Source organism: Paenibacillus sp. USDA918EY (assembly GCF_009870825.1).
Classification (GTDB): Bacteria; Bacillota; Bacilli; order Paenibacillales; family Paenibacillaceae; genus Paenibacillus_AQ; species Paenibacillus_AQ albilobatus.
In genome coordinates, this window is sequence record NZ_WTWY01000007.1 from 285,497 (window position 1) to 303,130 (window position 17,634).

Sequence of the window (17,634 nt, forward strand, 5' to 3'; positions counted from 1 at the left end):
CGTATATAGAAACCTGCGATTTTTCGCAAAATGTTCTTCTTGGATACGTCCATCCCCCAGGCGGCGTTTCATAAGGACACGCTGGGTTCCAGCTTTAAGCCGTTAAAACGGGATGAAGAACAACTGTCCGCCATATGAGGACAGTTGTTTCATTTTTGAAAGCCTCGCCGGCCGCCGCAAAAAGCTCAATTCATCTTCATCCGCCAGCTTAAGAGCGAGGCTTTCTTATCCCAAAGCGTTTCTAAGCTTAGACGCCTTCCACACGGATTTCCACTTCGTCAGGACGGTACACCGCCGTAATGCGGCCTTCACGGTCCGTGGCAAACAACACGCTCCGATCGCTTTCCAGCGTAAAGCCGTAAGCCGCTCCGGTACGCGGATCCTGAACCTTGACGGAAGCATCCCAGCCGAACTCGGAGACGAACACGTACAGGTTCCCTTCCTTAAAGCTTAATTTCCGTCCGTATACCCCCGGAAGCTCGCCGCCGGCGATCCATTGCATGTCCTGCCCTACGCCTGCCGCTTCCGCTGCATAACGGTACAGCTCGATGATCGGCTCGTCGCGGCCGTTCAGCTCCAGCGGAAGGCTACTCCAAATAAGGCGTCCCTTGCCGAGCGGCATGTCCACGACATGGTCCATAGAGCCTGTTGCATCCGTCGCAGCAGGGCTCTCCTTGACGACCTCCGCGATCCGCCGGTGACCGAAGGAAACAGCCATCCGACGGCCGCCCAGGCCCAGCATTTCCTCCCTGCGGACATTGGCCAGCTTGCGCTTGCCAAGAACTTCATCCATGCGGTCGCTAGGCTTCCAATAAGCATCAAGCCCGAGCGGTCCCGTCACGAGGAGCGTTGCGCCCGATTCCTTGACGAGGGCGATCAATTCTTCCAGAGCGCCGCTATCCATATTATGCGGGCTTGGCACCATGATCAGCTTCGGCGTTTGCCGCCGCAGCGCGTCCAGATGATATTCGGATGCCCCTCTGAACGGAATTTTGAGATCATAGGACATCAGTCGCGTCAGGCGAGTCGTCGATTGGAACGCCAAAGCCCGGTTGGAAAAATCATTCGAATACGGGAAGACGACGGCGATATCTTCAAGCTCGCGGTCCGTGAACAAGTCACGCGTTTCCGCAATGAACCGGCCAAAATCATAAGAGACGTCGGCCTCCGGCTTTTCCGTGCCGTCTGCCCGCAGGGCGCCGATATGCGACTCGTTTGCGTTGTCCATATAAAAGTTCGTGTTCCAGATCCAGTGAATCGCTCCGGCCCCTCCCGTCGAGAAGGCGTACGCGTATTTGCGCTCCAAAATGTTGCGCAGCTCCGCTTCGGAGCGTTTGGCGCGTCCGTCCGGCGTCTCTACGTACATGATGCCGGTCTCCTGAATCAGGTTCGGCTTGTCGGGCGTTTTGGCGAAAATGCCGTCCCAAACCAAATAATCGTTCAGCCACCAGGAGTGCACGGTCGTATAATCAACGGCCTTTTCATAGAAAAACGGAGAAGGCCGCTGAGCGCCAAGCGCCTCGTCCTGACCGACCGTCACGAGGTGGTTCGGGCACAGTTCTTTGATGGTGCCTACAAGCTGCTCTGCCCAAACGTTGTGCATATCCATCGAGAAGAGGCAGTAATCCAGCCATCTTGTCCCTTTTTTCGCCTTGTGCATGTCCTGTACGTCGAAGTTGATGTCCTCCGCTTCGGGAATGACCGCCGACTCGAAATCGGGCAGCTGGTCCGGCGACATGTTCCAGGCCTCCTGAAGGCTTCTTATATCGCCGTGACGCTGTTTCAGCCACTTCACGTACGCCTGGCGCTCGAACGGATCCCTTGCGGAACGCGGGCCTTCCGAGAAAATGCGCGGCGGGTCGAACATCGAAGGTTCGTTGATCAAGTCCCAATCCACGTGTGTCGTTGCCGTATGGCGGCTGACGATGCTGCGGATGAATCTCTTCTGAGCCTCCACGCTTTGCGGATCCAGATAAGGATTGACTCCTTCCCACGTTTCCGGCGTGAAGGAGAAAAACGTGAAGGTGACCTGCAACCCGTGGCGTTTGGCGGTCAGGAAAAATGCGTCGATCGCACGCAGAACCTCCTCCGACACATGGCCGTCGACCTGCATGATATTCCGGTACGCCGTCCATACGCCGGTACGGATCCAGTTGATGCCGGCTTTGGCCATTTGGGCCATATCCCGCTCCCAAACGTCTACGTTCGGCAGGAACAGAAATTTCCGGGCCACGTCGGAGGTCATGTACGTCATACCCACGACAGGCAAAGGCCGTCCGTCCTTGACGAAATAGTCGCGGCTGCGGGTAATCGGCGTGCCCTCGGCAAGCAGAAAATCGTCGCGGCCCCAGAAGCCTTGGCGCAATATCCGCACCTCGCCGTCGGGTCCTTCCGCGCGGCAGACGATTCGGTATAGACCGCTTTGAACGTCAAGCGGAACCGGAATGCGAACAAAATTTTGCTCTTTGCTCACTTGGGCTTCGAATTGGTGGTTCCAAACCTCGCCGCCGTCACCTTCATGACGGACCTCCAGCGCAAAGCTCCATGTTTCGGGCGCATGGGCCCGCTCATCACCGCGCTGCAAAATTTGCGTCTGAAGCGTCAGCACGGCATGTTCGCCCGATTCATAGGAAGCATAATTCGGCTTGAGCGACAGCTCGGTGACCCCTTTGGCGCAAAACTGCGCCCATGCCAATAACCGCTCTGAGCCGCCATTCTCCCAGAACGCCGCCTTTAGCGGCAGAAAAACAAACATCCAGCGCGAGCCGGCAAAGGTGACGCGGGAGTTTTCCCACAGCACGACCGGCGCGGCGATTTCGCGTCCTTCGGCGCTGATCCCTTTAAGCAGCGGATAAATCTGCGTGCTCATCGGGCCTGCAGATCCCATCTGGTGGGGCAGGTCGCTGCTTTTGGTCGTATGCGGCACAAGGTTCCATACATCGTCCACTTCGAAATGCCCTTCCTGTCCTGCAAGAAGCGGAATGCTGTCCGAAGCCGCAAGCGAGGCGACCTTCGCCCCATCCACCCGCAGGGCTTCATGAATGTACAGCTCCTGATGGTACGCCGTCTGTTCCGTTTCGGGAACCCAAGACCCGTTTTCCAAAGAAACCGGACGTTTAAACGGCGCCCCTCCCGCGCTGACCAAACTTCCCCCTCGATGAAGGAAAGCCGATATTTCCGTCCACGCGGATTTCGGGAAATAAGGAGCGTGCAAATTGACGAAACAGCCGTTTTCAAGCCCGCGCAGGGCATCGGCAAGCTCGCCCGCGCCGACGACTTTTACGCCGTCCGCCTTTCCGAATACCCCGGCCTGCGGGATAAAACCGGCCGCCGGGAATTCGGAATCGCACAAGATGATGACACGGTTTCGGCTCATAGCAATCCTTCCTTCATCGCTTTATAAACCAACTGCGAGAACAGGCTGTTCGACCAAGCGAACCATTTCCGCGTGAAAACGGTCGGGTCGTCGGCATGGAAACCTTCATGCATAAAGCCCGTGTCCGCATCGGTTGCTTCCAGCATCGCGATCATTTCCAGTTTTTCTTCGGCCGTTTGCGCCGTCAATCCCTGCATGGACAAAGCCATGTGCCAGATATAATCTTCCGGCGTGTGCGGGCTGCCGATGCCTTTGGCCGCTTTACCTTCGAAATAGAACGGGTTTTCCTTGCTGAGCGCAAAACGTCTCGTGTTTTGATAAATCGGATCGTCGGCCGTCGTATAGCCCAGGTAAGGAATGGACATCAGTCCCGGCGTGCCCGCGTCATCCATCAGGCAGTAGTTGCCAAAACCGTCGGTTTCATAGGCGTAAATCGGCCCAAATTCCGGATGGCGGTAAATACCGTACAGCTGAATGCCGTGATTGACTTCGATTTCAAGCTCCTTGAGCTCTTCAAGAAGATCCATGTCGCGGAATACCCACTCGGCAAACTCCTGCATTTGGCGCAGGGCGACCACCGCGAACATATTGCCCGGAATGTTGTAATGGAAGTCGCAGGCATCGTCGCTGGAGCGGAATCCGGACCAGATCATGCCCGTGTAATTCACCGGCATCCCCAGTCCGTTATTGCGCAGCGAATCGGTCAAAATGCCGTTGTTCCGGGTAAACCGGTAAGGCGACAGCTCGAAATGGCGCTGCTCGGTTTTGAATACGTCGACGATCTTACGCAACGCCGCTTTAAAGTTGGCATCGAAAATATCGGTAAGCTCCGTCTCTTTCCAATACAGGTAGGCCAGACGGATCACGAAGCAAAGGGAATCGATTTCAAATTTGCGTTCCCATACCCACGGCGACATCTCGGTCTTGTCGGTGGTATTCCAATGCCAGTCGTTCGCCGATTCGTTGAAGGCGTTGGCATAAGGGTCGATTTGAACGTAGTGAATGTGGCGTTTGATCAACCCACCGATGATGCGCTGCAGATCGGCGTCATTTTTGGCAAACGGCACGTAATGAATCACTTGCTCGACGGAATCCCGCAGCCAGGAGGCCGGAATGTCGCCCGTGATGACGAAGGTCGTTCCATCGTCCATCAGTTTCGTGGTCGTTTCCAGCGTATTCGGAAAACAGTTTTTGAACAGCTGAAGCAGCTTGGGCCGATGGGCCAGCTTTTCTTCGGCTTCTTGGATTACGTCTTGAATAGCCTGCGGCAGCTCAAGCTTAGGCATCGGTATTTTCGGAAGTCTGAATTGTTCCAATTGAAGAACGCTCCTTTATAGCTTTATGAATGAAATAGTAAGCATATTGTTTTATCGTAAATGAATCAAGTCGTAAGACCGGCATTCCCGCGATGAAGCTAAGCAAGCACCTGCATACCCTATACGGGAACCCGGCACTGAAAAACGCTATACATCCTGTCGGTTACCGGAGGAGCACGGTTTTAATCTCAAACGGAGCAAAAGACAAGGTCAGGCGATCTTCCTTTCGTTCCAGCTTCTGAGCGGGCTCTTCCAGCGCATTCGAAAGGTAGGCTTCCTCGAAAGCATAAGGCCATTGCAGTTCGACCTGCTCCCGTCCGCCGGAAGATTCATAGAACCGCAGGATCAGGCCAACGCCGTCTTCGGCCGGTTTCACCGTATCCAGCACGACATGGCGGCTATCAAGGGAGATGAGCGACTGCGCGGCAGCGCGTGTTCCCTGCTTGCCTGCTTGCAGCGGCAGCACAGGCATCTCTTGGTTCAGTTCCGCTGCATGGCGGACCGTATGGGCGTTTCTCCAGTCGCCGCTGTGCGGAAGCAGCGAATACGTAAAGTCGTGCTCGCCAAGATCGGCGGTTGCATCCGGCCATTTCGGCGCACGGAGCAGGGACAAACGGATCGTGCTGCCCTGAACGTCATAGCCGTATTTGCAGTCGTTCAGCAGGCTGACCCCGTATCCATGCTCGGATACGTCCACGAAGCGGTGACCGCATACCTCGTATTGGGCCTGTTCCCAGCTGGTGTTGCGGTGTGTCGCCCGTTCCAGCGATCCGAACGGAATTTCATAGGTCGCCTTTTCCGTCACCACGTCGATCGGAAAACCTACTTTCAGCAGCTTGTGCGCTTCATGCCAGCTGACATGCGTTTGAAAGTCGATCCGTGGATCATGATGATAAAAAATGACGTCCTGCGTGATTTCGGATTGGCCGATCCGCCAACGGAAGCGGAGCACGTCCTTGGTACGTCCCGACAAAACCAACCGTTTCTCAAGCAGTTCAGCTTCCCCGGCCGGCTGCTGCTCGTACCGGGTATCGATATCCCATGCATCCCATAACGTCGGACGGTCATGGAAAAAGTGGAACCGGTTCGCGCTTTCGCCCGATTTGACGATCTCCCGTCCGGACTTTTTGTCAAATAGTCTGATGATTTCGCCGCGTTCATTAAAACGGGCAATGTAATAAGATGTTTCCCATGTATCTCCGAACGTGGCCGCGTCTTCCGTTTTTTGAGAGGATGACGTGTCCGTTGCGTCCTTCAGCCATATCGTCTTATAGCCAAATGCGGGAATTTCCGGAACATGGACGGATACGCCGTGCTCGACCCGGTCGGTTTCGAGCCTTGTACCGTGTTCGTCATAAGCCTCCCATGCTCCCTGCTGCGTTTCAATGCGGATCGTGGCGCTTCGGCTCCAGCCCAAGCTGTTGAACACGGCATACGGGATTCCATCCTGCCCGGTCGTGTCGATCGCCGCAGCGATTGCCTGAACACCCTCCTGCAGCCCCGACTTCCCTTTATTGAAAATTTCTCCGTATTCTTTATCGGAGGTTTCGTACGTTTCCGTAATGGCAGAGCCCGGAATAATATCGTGGAACTGGTTCAACAGTATGAGCTTCCAGCCTTCATGAAGCTGCTGCAGCGCGGCTTCCCGCTTCGATGCGGCCATGTCCGGCTGCCCCAACGAATTCCATATTTCCGCTTCCCGGTATAACGCTTCCGCTTTCCGGTTGTTTCGTTTGTTGCGGGCATGGGTCGTATAGGTTCCCCGATGAAGTTCGAGGTACAAGTCGCCACGCCACGTCGGCAGCACGGGATTCGCTTCGGCAATGCCCTCAAAAAACCGCGCCGCGGTGCTGTAGCGGCTTGCCGGTTGTCCAACCATCAGTTCGGAGCGGTCGATATATTCCAGCATTTCGCGGGTCACGCCGCCTCCGCCGTCTCCGTGTCCGTAGAGCAGCATCTGCTCGTTATGCCTGGATTTTTCCCGGTAAGACTGCCAATGATCGTGGATATCCTTTGGCAGCGTATGTTCATTGACGCCATGGTTGAGGTATGACAAAATCGGCGTTCCGTCGATGCCCACCCAATGGAACAGGTCATACGGAAACAGGTTGGTGTCATTCCAGCCCAGCTTGGTCGTCATGAAATAGTCCACTTTTCCGTGCTTTAAAATTTGCGGCAGCGAGGCGCAATACCCAAACGTATCGGGCAGCCATTCGATATTCGACGTCTTGCCGAATTCCTCCTGATAGAACCGCTGTCCATATAACATTTGGCGGATCAGGGATTCGCCGCTCGGCAGATTCAGGTCGGGCTCGACCCACATGCCCCCGACGAGTTCCCAACGCCCTTCCGCTACGCGGGCCTTCACCCGCTCGAACAGCTCAGGATCGTTGTCCTTCAAAAAGGCGAACAGAAGCGGTTGGCTTTGCGCATACCGGTACTCCGGATATTCTTCCATCAGCCTGTCCACGGTCGAAAACGTCCGGCTGGCCTTGCGCACCGTTTCCCGCACGGGCCACAGCCAGGCGATATCGATGTGCGACTGGCCGATCATATGCTCCAGTCCTTCGGCGTTTCCGCCGATGTCCCGGACTTCCCGTCTTAACTCGGTTTCGATGTCGGCAATCCCGCTGCCTTCGCGGATCGCAGCCGCATCCAGGTTCACGTACCGGTCCATGGCCCGGTACAACGCTTCCATCAGCCTTACCCGCCGGAAGTCCTCCTGCGGCAGCAGCGCGGTGGAATCCCGAACGATCGTAACGGTATACATCAAGCTTTGTACTGCCTGATTCGGTTTGACGAGTTGGCTTATGATCGAAGTGATCGGGGGTTGTATCACGGCCTGTTGGTTCAGCGGATCCACGGGCTCCGGCACCGGATCGAACAGCTCGATTTCCAGCTCCGGAGATTCACCGATGACGCGCGGATCCAGCGTAACGTACGTATGGTTCCGGTCCAGCCCTTGATAGGAAGCTCCATTGACGCGGAGCAATCCTTCTCCGCCCGACTTGAACACAAGGCCAAATGGATCTTGCGTCCATTCGGCCGGTAGTTGCAGCTTGGTTTTAAAAAAGTAGGTCGTCCCCTGCTTGCTCGGAAACGAGTTCAATCCCTGCCCTTCCGGATAAGGGGCCGAATTCTCGTATTCGCCTGGCAGCTTATAATAAGAACGAGTAATTTCCCAGTGGCGGTACTCCATTTGCTCGAGCCACTGGTTTTCCGACAGTTCGCGAATAAAACGTCTGATCCGTTCCATCATCCATCCTCCCGTACAGTCAAAGACGTACTCAGCGTATCGTTCACGTTCCTTCCGATGTGGACTTGGAACAGGCCCGGTTCAACAACGGGTTCCAGATCCCGTCCAATGTACTGCAGTTGCTCTTTTCCTATTTCAAAAGAAACCGTTTTGGTTTCTCCCGGCGCAAGCTCAACCTTGGCGAACCCTTTCAGTTCCATCAGCGGCCGGCTAGCTTTGCTGACGACATCCGAGATGTAAAGCTGAACAACCTCAGCTCCGGCCATGCTGCCGGTGTTGGTCACATCCACCGATACGATTGCCGATTCGCCCGCTCCGATGGAATCCTTGGTTATTTTCAAACGGTCATAACCGAAGGTCGTGTAGCTGAGTCCGTATCCGAACGGATACCGTGCCTTCGAGTCTTCCTCCAAATACCGCTTGCCGCGCGACCGTTTGCCGTTGTAATAGACCGGAAGCTGTCCGACATGCTTCGGAACGGACACGGTCAGCCGGCCGGAAGGATTGACGTCGCCGAATAAGATCCCTGCGACCGCATGTCCCCCTTCCTGTCCGGGGTACCATGCTTCCAAAATGGCGTCGGCATGCTCGTCGATCCACGGCTCGGCGATCGGACGCCCGTTAATGTAAACAACGATGAAGCGTTTGCCGAGCTTATGGATCTCCTGCATCAGCTCAAGCTGCACGCCGGCAAGGCCAAGCGTCATGCGATCGATCCCTTCGCCGCAATCCATGTCGTTCCATGAGTTGTCCGAAACCTTCGAAGCCCCCGTTCTCAGGTCGATGGTCCCTTCACCAAAATCGCGGGCGCTGGAACCGCCTACCACCATCACGACGGTATCCGCTTGCTTCGCGCAAGCCAGCGCGTATTCAAACCCCTCCCGGTCATCGCCTTTAATACGGCATCCCGGGGCGTAGAGCACGCGCTCAGACTCTTTCGCTAGCCTTGCCCGGATTCCCTTCAAAACCGTCGCCACTTTTTCCGGCGGCTGCGGCGACGTGTAATCGCCCAGCTGGTTATATCCGGCGTCGGCGTTTGGTCCGATGACCGCAATTTTGCCGCTGCGATCATCAAGCGGCAGCGCTCCGTTTTCGTTTTTAAGCAGCACGATGCCTTCCTCGGCAAGCTTGCGCGCCAAACCCACATGCTCTTCGCTGCCGATAACGCGCTCGGCCCGCTCGGGATCGACGTAAGGATTGTCAAACAAACCAAGCTTGAACTTCAGGGTCAGTACCCGAAGCACCGCGCGGTCCAATACCTCGACGTTCAGCCGGCCTTGATGAAGAGCCTCAAGCAAGTAACGCCCAAACATTTCGCCGGACATTTCCATGTCGATGCCCGCTTCAATCGCCTGAACGGATGCGTCCAGGCCATCCTCCGCCACATCATGCCCCGCAGCCAGCATGTCGATCGCCCCGCAATCGGTGATGACCAGGCCATCGAATCCCCACTGCTTCCGCAGCACTTCTTCCAGCAGCTCGGTATTGACCGTGCATGGCACGCCGTCAATCTCGTTGTAGGCGGGCATGATCGACGCCGCTCCGGCTTCGACGGCCTTTTTGAACGGATACAGGTCGACTTCCAGCAGCTCGCGCCAGCCCATATGCACCGGACCGGCGTTGCGTCCGCCCTCGGAGCTTCCGTATCCGGCAAAATGCTTCAGCGTGGCCGCTACGCTGCCGTCGCTGTCCAGACGTTCCCCTTGAAGCCCCTGAACCGCCGCGGCGGCAAACTCGCCGATCAGGTACGGGTCTTCGGAGAAACATTCCTCCGTTCGTCCCCAACGCGGATCACGCACGACGTCGAGCACCGGAGAATAAGTCACCGCTCCCCCTTGGGCGCGGGTTTCCGCTGCCACCGCGCGGCACATGTCGCGATACAGTTCCACGTTCCATGTGCTGCCTAGCAGCAGCGGCACCGGGAATACCGTGCCGTCGATCGCCATATGCCCATGCGAGCATTCCTCCCCGATCAGGATCGGAATGCCGAGGCGCGAATGTTCCACGGCGTAGCGCTGGATTTGATTGACGGCCTCGGCTCCTTCTTTGGCCGACAGGCCGTTTTCCAATGTGACGCCGGTCCACGGATCGGCGCGCAAAACTCCGTAGAGGGAACCTACGCCGCCGTTTTTCACCTGCTCCTTGAACGATTCCGTCAATGTCACGGCGCCGTCTTTATATTCATAGGTTTGCCAGCCGAACGGTTGCACCAGCTGGCCCACCTTTTCTTCCAAAGTCATCAGGCCTAGTAAATGCTCGGCCCTCTTCTCAGCCGATTTCGTTTTGTCCTTATAAAGCAACATCTCCACTCTCCCTATCCGTTTATAGTGATGTTGTTATTCTTTTACGGCACCTACGGTCAAGCCTTGAACAAAGTAACGCTGGAAGAACGGATATGCAAAAATAATCGGCAATGTGGCCAGAACGACCATCGCCATCCGGGACGTATCCTGCGGAATCGACTGCAGCGCCGCCATGCTGAGCGAAGTATTCGCCGAGTTTTGCTGAATGAACTGAATGCTGGATTCGATCCGCATGAGCATGGATTGCAGCGGCACCAAATTCGGATTATCGATGTACAACAGGGCATTAAACCAGTCGTTCCAGTAGCCGAGCGTGCTGAACAAACCGATCGTTGCCAAACCAGGCAGGGACAAAGGCAGCACGATGCGCAGGAAGATATAGAAATCGCCCGCACCGTCGATCCGTCCCGACTCGATAATCGCCTCAGGAACGCTTGTGCTGTAAAACGTCCGAAGAATCATGATATAGAAGGCATTCATAGCAAGCGGCAAAATAAGTGCCCATAGACTATCTTTCAGGCCAAGCAGCTGCGATACGACCATGTAAGTAGGAATCATTCCGCCGTTGAACAGCATGGTCAAAATAGCAAATATGGAGAAAAATCTGCGGTAGCGGAAGCTTTTCCGCGAAATCGCGTAAGCGTATAGCGAAATCAGGATCAAGCTGACGATCGTACCTACCACGGTCACAAGGATCGTTACCCCGTAGGAACGGAGCAGCGTATCCCCGCTTTGAAATACGAACCGGTAGGCTTCCAGGCTCCATTTGGCCGGAAACAGTCGGTAGCCGTCCGTCGCCAACGTTTTTTCATCCGTTAAAGAGATGATGACGACGAACAAAAATGGAAAGACGCATATGAAGGCAAACAACCCCGCGATGATGTTAAGAACGACGTTCCAACCAGGGGACACATGATGAAAATCCCGTTTTTTTCTGAAGACCTTCGCCATAATCTGACACTCCTTTCAAATCTTTTAGAACAGGGCGCTGTCTTTGTCAATTTTACGCACGACAAAGTTGGATACGATGACAAGAACAAAGCCGACGACCGATTGGTAAAGCCCTGCAGCCGTACTCATGCCGATTTCCCCTGTCGTTTTCAGACCGCGGTATACGTAAGTGTCGATTACGTTCGTCACCGAGTAAAGCGTACCGGAATCTCTCGGAACTTGATAGAACAGACCGAAGTCGGCATAGAAGATGCGGCCTACCGCAAGCAGCGTCATAATGATGATGATCGGCGAAAGCATTGGAATCGTAATATTGCGGATTTGCTGCCATTTGCTGGCGCCGTCGATCATGGCCGCTTCGTAAAGGGATTTATCGATGCCCATAATCGAAGCCAAATACACGACGCTGTTGTAACCGACCGACTTCCACAAACTGACGAAGATCAATATAATAGGCCAGTATTTAGGATCCGAATACCATTGAACGGGCTCTGCGCCAAACCAGCCTAGAATCTGGTTCAGCATGCCGCGGTCCATGCTCAGGAAGCTGAACGCAAAATAGCCGACGATGACCCAGGACAGAAAATACGGGAGGAACATGCCGGTTTGATAAATTTTGGCCATCGTTTTGCCGACGAGCTCGGACAGCAAAACGGCCATCGCGACGGAAAGCACGAGTCCTATAAAAATAAATGCGATGTTGTACAATAACGTATTGCGCGTAATGGTGTAGGCATCGTTTGTGCTGAACAGGAACTTGAAGTTGTCCCAGCCTACCCATTTGCTGTTAAAGATGCTGGCCCAGAAGCCGTCGCGGCTAAAACGGTATTGCTTAAAAGCGACGATCGTGCCCACAAGCGGCAGATAGGAAAAGAAGAAAAACCATATCGCACCGGGCAGCACCATAAACAGCATGACTTTGTTCTTTAAGAGGTTTTTAAAAAATGCAGCCATCGTGTTCCCTCCTGAATGTTGAAAAATGAAAAAGGATCGGGCGATATGATCACCCGCCCGATCCCAAAAATGTCGTTCAATTGTTACTTGTTATTTGCGGCTCTCCATTCGTCGAGCTGTTTTTGGGCTTCGGCAATGACTTTGTCAAGACCGGCTTGCTTGAAGGCAGCGATTGCTTTCGGCAGGTAGGTTTCAGGGTCTACGGTACCGGTCATCAGGGATGCCCAGAATTGTTCTTTCACGTTTTGAACGGCAGCCATTTCGGTTGCGACTTTCGTGCTGTCGAAGTTAAAGCTCAGGATTGGAGAATTTTTACCGGATGCGTTGAACTTCTTGAATTGATCCCATTTGTCGTCCGGATCATTCGGATTCAGGTAAAGCAGCATGTTGTTGCCCAAAGAGTAAGACGGCATGTCGTAGTTTTTGGATTCCGGAAGGTTTTCCATATGCTTGTCGTCAACCTTCTTGTAGTGAACGCCTTCGATACCGGAGTCGACCATGTTGCGAAGCACAGGATCCGTATTCAGCAGGTTCAGGAATTCCATCGCTTTTTCAGGATGTTCGGAGTTGGCCGAAATCGCCATGATCGAACCTTGAACGGAAGTGTTCGTAATGATCGGATCGCTTGCAGGCGTCGAGACGACAGGATATCCGTAGCTTGCGGACCAGCTGTTGTCAGCCAGCGGCTGGGTTTGCGCGCGGTCCATGAACCAGTTGCCGGATGTCATCAAGTCGTTTGTCGAACCTGTCGTTGCAGCTTCAGGCGCGATGTAACCGGCTTGGTAGTACTTGTGCATCGTGGTCAGCGCTTGCTTCATTTCAGGCGTTTCCAAAATGTCTACGATTTTATAATCCGTCGTATCCAGTTTGACCGCCATTGGCAGATTCTGAATGACGTAATCGTAAGGAACGTAAGGAACATAGTTTTTGTCCATGGCAAACGGCGTCACGCCATGTTCTTTTTCCTTGATCGTCTTCAGAAGCGGTTCAATGCTATCCAGCGATCTTACTTTTGTAATGTCGATTTTGTATTTGTCCAACAGATTTTTGTTAAAGCGCCATACCTCTTGTTGAGGAAGCTCTTTGTTGGCAGGAATGCCGTAATTGTGGCCGTCGACCTTGGAACCTTCCAAGAAAGCAGGGTCGATCGTTTTCTTGATGCCTTGTCCGTATTTTTCAAGCAGGTCGTCAAGTTCCATGAACGCGCCTTTTCTTGCGTTTTGCACGTAATCGAATCCGCCTGCCGCCGTGAACATGATGTCCATTGGCTCGCCGGATGCTACGTTAACCTGCATCTTTTGCGAGTAATCGCCCCAATCGACCATTTTCATCGTAACGGTTGCGTTGATTTTTTCTTTGGTATATTTGCTGACTTCCGCCATGACCTTGTCCACGTCTTTTTGCGGTGTTCCGATGGTGTACCAGATCAGGTTGACCGGTTTTTCAGAACCTTTTCCTCCGGAACTGGAATCGCTTTCGGCGCTGTTACTTCCTCCCCCGCAGGCACTGAGGACAAGCGTCAAGGCCGTCAACATGGCCAGTGCGAACGAGAAGCTTTTTTTACCCTTGCTCATGATATATCCTCCCTTTTGAATGCTTCGCGCATCTCTTCCCGACCCGACCTCGGGCGGGCGCCAGATTCTTTTCTCTTTATAAGCGCTCTGGCTTGTCTGTACTAACTAAGTTAACCTTACCGGATGAAAGCAGTTTCAAAAAGAAGATAAACTTAATAAATCAGGGTACAAATTAAAGAAAAGATTCGATTTTTGCATGATTTTGTCAAATTATCTGAAACCGCTTTTAATCCCCGCTTCGCCGCAGATGATAACGCTCTTAATTTCCCTGAAAACAAACAAAAATACTCTGAATGAAAGCGGACCCGAATATTGATGCAAAGTCCATTTTCATCCAGAGTATGCAGCCTTGGTTACCCCAAGCTTTTATAATCCGTCGGGGAGATCCCGACATATTTCCTGAATTGTTTGTAGAAGTACCCCGTTTCCCAGTAACCTACGTTTCTAGCGATTTCGTGCACCTTCAAGTTCGTGTTTTTCAGCTGTTCCTTTGCTTTTTCGATCCGGTATTTATTGATATATTCCGCAAACGATTCCCCGGTTTCCTTATGGAAAAGCTGCCCCAAATAGACCGGATGGATATGGTATTGCGCGCCAAGCGTCTTCAGTGAAAGTTCATCGGCATAATGATTGTGAATATAGCTGAGCACCTGGCTGACCACCGGATTTTTAACATCCTGCAGCAGCGACGACACCGTCGCTTCGGCGACCGATTGAAGTGAAGCGACCAGATCGTCGAATGTTCCGCTGTTTCGGACGTTTGTCAGCCCTATTTTGAAAATATCCGACTCGTCCGTATGTTTGATCTGTTCCAGTTCCATCTTGAACCGGATGACGAGCTCCAAACCTGCGTTGCGAAGGTCTTCCGGCCGAACGCCCTCCATCCCCTGCATTTTCAAAAAATCTTCTTTGATTTTCCGCTCCAAACCTTCAAGATCTCTGGCCAAAATAAGCTTGCCGTATTCCTCCCAATGGATCGATAACCCGCGATCGCCGCCTTCGCTGCTTCCTTCAAGATTTCCGTAATCCAAGATGATCCGGTCAGGATACACCATAAAATACTCCAAGGTTTTTTTTGCCTGCTTATAACTGAGCGAAGCTTCCTCCGGAAGCCGGACCACGCTGCCGATCCCGATTTGGACAGGGACGTTCAATTGCGCAATTTCTTCCGAAACACGTTCCAGCAATTTCGTAAAGCTCTTTTTTCCTTCGGTCCAATGCTGCATGCCGCCGATCCAAACCAGGTCGCCATCCACATCGCGGAAAGACGTGATTCCTTCCGATTTGCTTAACTCTTCGTCGATTCGGTTCAAAACCTCGGTCGTTTCCCCTTTGGCCCGAATGACGGCGGCAATCAAATACGGTTGTTCAAAATCAAGCCCCAGCAAATCGGCCCGTTCCCGAAATTCGGCTTCGCCGATTTGTCCCGTCAGCCACCGGTAAAGCGTATTGTCCTTTAAAATCTGCTTGTCAAAGGCGCCGTACAGTTCACTGGATTTCATGCTGTTCATTTTTTCCACCGTATTGCGCAGCGTGGACTCCAGCTCCTCCACGTTGATCGGCTTCAGCAGGTAATTTTCGATCCCCAGCTTCATACCCTCTTTTAGATAGTCGAATTCATTGAAACCGCTGAGTATGATGACCTTGAGCTCTTGGTGGAGTTTTCTCGCTTCAGCGATCAGGCTGAGGCCACCCATCACCGGCATGGAAATATCGGTAATCAGCAAGTCTGCAGGGATCGATGCCAGCGCCTCGAGCGCCTGCCGCCCGTTCTCCGCATGCCCGACGATTTCCAGCCCAAACGACGCCCAGTCCAAAATATCGTACAATCCTTCTATGATAAACGGTTCGTCATCCACAATAAATACTTTATACATGTTCAGCATCCGTTCCTTCCCGGCTCGGATAACGTACGGTAATGACCGTACCTTCACCCGGCCGACTTTCAATCTCGATTCCGTAGTCAGGTCCGTACAGAAAACGCAGGCGGCTGTGAACGCTCCGGAGTCCAAACATTTTTCCGCTTTCCTCCGGATTCTCCAGCTCCTCCCGAATTTCACTCAAACGTGCCGGATCGATTCCTTTTCCGTTGTCGCTTACTTTGGCGATCAGCATATCGTCTTCTTCCCTGATCTCGATCGACAAGCGGTTATCGTACCTCTCCGTTCGTATGCCATGAATGATATAGTTTTCTATGATGGGTTGGAGCGAAAGCTTCATGACCGATTTATCGGCGAGCTCCGCGTCGTAGGCAATCGTATAATCAAACTTGTCCTTATACCGTATTCTAAACAGCTCAAGGTACAGCCTGCAGGTTTCCAGCTCGTCTTTAAGCGTGTAATTTCTTTTTTGCTGCACAAGGCTTTTGAATAGAACGGACAAGCTGTAGATCATCTCCCCAACGTCTTTCGCCCCCTGGGAAATCGCTCTCATCCGGATAACCTCCAGCGTGTTGTACAGAAAATGGGGGTTGATGCGCGCCTGAAGCGCGACAAGCTCCGTCTGTTTCTGTTTGATTTCCGCCTTATACACCCGTTCGATGTACGCATTCAGCTCATCCAGCATATCGTTGAAGCTTCGCGAGATTTGCCCCAGCTCGTCCTCGCGCGGATCGTCGATTCTGGCGGCGAAATCGCCGTTTTTCACTTTTCGCGTAAATTTGATAATCCGGTTGGTCCGATTGGCAAAATTGATAATGAACAACGCCGGAAATAGAACAGCAAACAAAATACAAATCGCGCTGATCGTAATGATCGTTTGCCGTACGCCCGAATAGCTGGATTCGATTTCATTTTTCGGAACGGCGCCAATGACCACGTATCCTCCTTCGGTGGATATCAGCTTGTTTATATACATGCTTTCCCCGCTTTTGGTCTGCCCTGCGTGTGGATCATCAAAAAGCGAATCCGTGATATCCACGTATGGATAGGTTTTGCCGTAGTATTTTCCTTCCGAATCAAATAATACGCTTCCCGATGAAGAAAGAACGACGATGCTTCCTTTATAGCTGTTTTTATAGGTTTCAAGCGCATTCAAAATGCCGTTCGAGTCGAGATACACCAAAAACTGGCCGGCATTTTTCAACTGCTTGTTATTGATGGACACTCTGATCGCGTACAACTCCTTATCCCATTGATCGGCCGCTTTACGCACCCAAACATTCGGAGCCGTAATGCCTTTCGTATCCATGGCCATAACCTCGGGAATATAGGAATTGGCGTAATTGGTGGAGAGCTGCTTAAACTGCTTGTTTGATTTAAAAATAGACAGATATTGATGTTCTGACCCGTACAGCATAATGTTCCGGATATCGCCGTTTTCATCCATAACATTTTGAAAATATTGAAGCGCGTCCGTTGAATAACCGTTTGTTTGAACATTAAACTGGTCCATGCGGTGCTGTACGTATTCAGCATAAGGATTTTCCATTAAAAAAGAGATGTTGGAGAACAAAGTTTCATTCCGATACATATCCCTTGCGATATTCTCTACCGCATTTTGCCGATTGTCGATGTACCTGCTCACGCTTTCCATGGCCGCTCTTTGATTATCCAATTCTTTATTTACGATCGACTGCGACAATGAGGAAATCATCAAGTATGACAATATAACAATCGTCATAATGGCGATGAAAGTGAAGATCAAAAGAATCTTCATGAACATATTGTTTTTAAAATAATTTCTATATATTCTTCCGATTCCCATGAAGGTTCCCTCCTGCCGCTAGTCCATCAGAACATACGCTGATCATTTTCTATTATATCATAGGGAGGGTCGAACGCCTTCTTCTACGTCCATGGTCCGGTGCCTGTACATTTTAGGGGATCATGGATCTTTGTGTGTACGTGTTTGCAGATCCCGATCTTGAAATCTTTATGTAAAATGGTCATTGCCCGGGAAATTT

Annotated in this window: 9 protein-coding genes; all 9 read right to left on the reverse strand. The window is 52.6% G+C overall.

Annotation, left to right across the window (positions count from 1 at the left end; genetic code table 11):
* Positions 1-247: 247 nt before the first annotated feature.
* A complete protein-coding gene (locus GQY55_RS16955; protein WP_160043050.1) occupies positions 248-3,376 on the reverse strand; it encodes a beta-galactosidase in 3,129 nt (1,042 codons plus the stop codon).
* Complete coding sequence (locus tag GQY55_RS16960) at positions 3,373-4,692, reverse strand: glycoside hydrolase family 125 protein (protein ID WP_160043051.1); 1,320 nt, start codon at positions 4,690-4,692, stop codon at positions 3,373-3,375. Before GQY55_RS16960 ends, GQY55_RS16955 begins: the two co-directional genes overlap by 4 nt.
* A 163-nt stretch (positions 4,693-4,855) precedes the next feature.
* Entirely contained in the window at positions 4,856-7,948 is a 3,093-nt protein-coding gene (locus tag GQY55_RS16965; protein ID WP_160043052.1) for an alpha-mannosidase, read from the reverse strand.
* Positions 7,948-10,251, reverse strand: a complete 2,304-nt coding sequence (locus tag GQY55_RS16970) for a glycoside hydrolase family 3 N-terminal domain-containing protein (RefSeq protein ID WP_160043053.1) — start codon at positions 10,249-10,251, stop codon at positions 7,948-7,950. Before GQY55_RS16970 ends, GQY55_RS16965 begins: the two co-directional genes overlap by 1 nt.
* Positions 10,252-10,284: 33 nt before the next feature.
* On the reverse strand, positions 10,285-11,202 hold the full coding sequence (locus GQY55_RS16975) for a carbohydrate ABC transporter permease (RefSeq protein ID WP_160043054.1): 918 nt from the start codon (positions 11,200-11,202) through the stop codon (positions 10,285-10,287).
* 24 nt (positions 11,203-11,226) lie between these two features.
* The gene (locus GQY55_RS16980) at positions 11,227-12,156 is read right to left on the reverse strand and encodes an ABC transporter permease (protein WP_160043055.1); all 930 of its coding nucleotides are present in this window, start codon (positions 12,154-12,156) and stop codon (positions 11,227-11,229) included.
* An 83-nt stretch (positions 12,157-12,239) separates the two neighbouring features.
* Positions 12,240-13,730 carry an ABC transporter substrate-binding protein gene (locus GQY55_RS16985; RefSeq protein ID WP_160043056.1) on the reverse strand — a complete coding sequence of 497 codons (1,491 nt, stop codon included), beginning with the start codon at positions 13,728-13,730 and terminating at the stop codon, positions 12,240-12,242.
* Between the two features lie 353 nt (positions 13,731-14,083).
* Entirely contained in the window at positions 14,084-15,607 is a 1,524-nt protein-coding gene (locus GQY55_RS16990; protein ID WP_160043057.1) for a response regulator transcription factor, read from the reverse strand.
* Complete coding sequence (locus GQY55_RS16995; protein ID WP_160043058.1) at positions 15,600-17,435, reverse strand: sensor histidine kinase; 1,836 nt, start codon at positions 17,433-17,435, stop codon at positions 15,600-15,602. The genes GQY55_RS16990 and GQY55_RS16995 overlap by 8 nt, the downstream gene beginning before the upstream one ends.
* Positions 17,436-17,634: the final 199 nt, after the last annotated feature.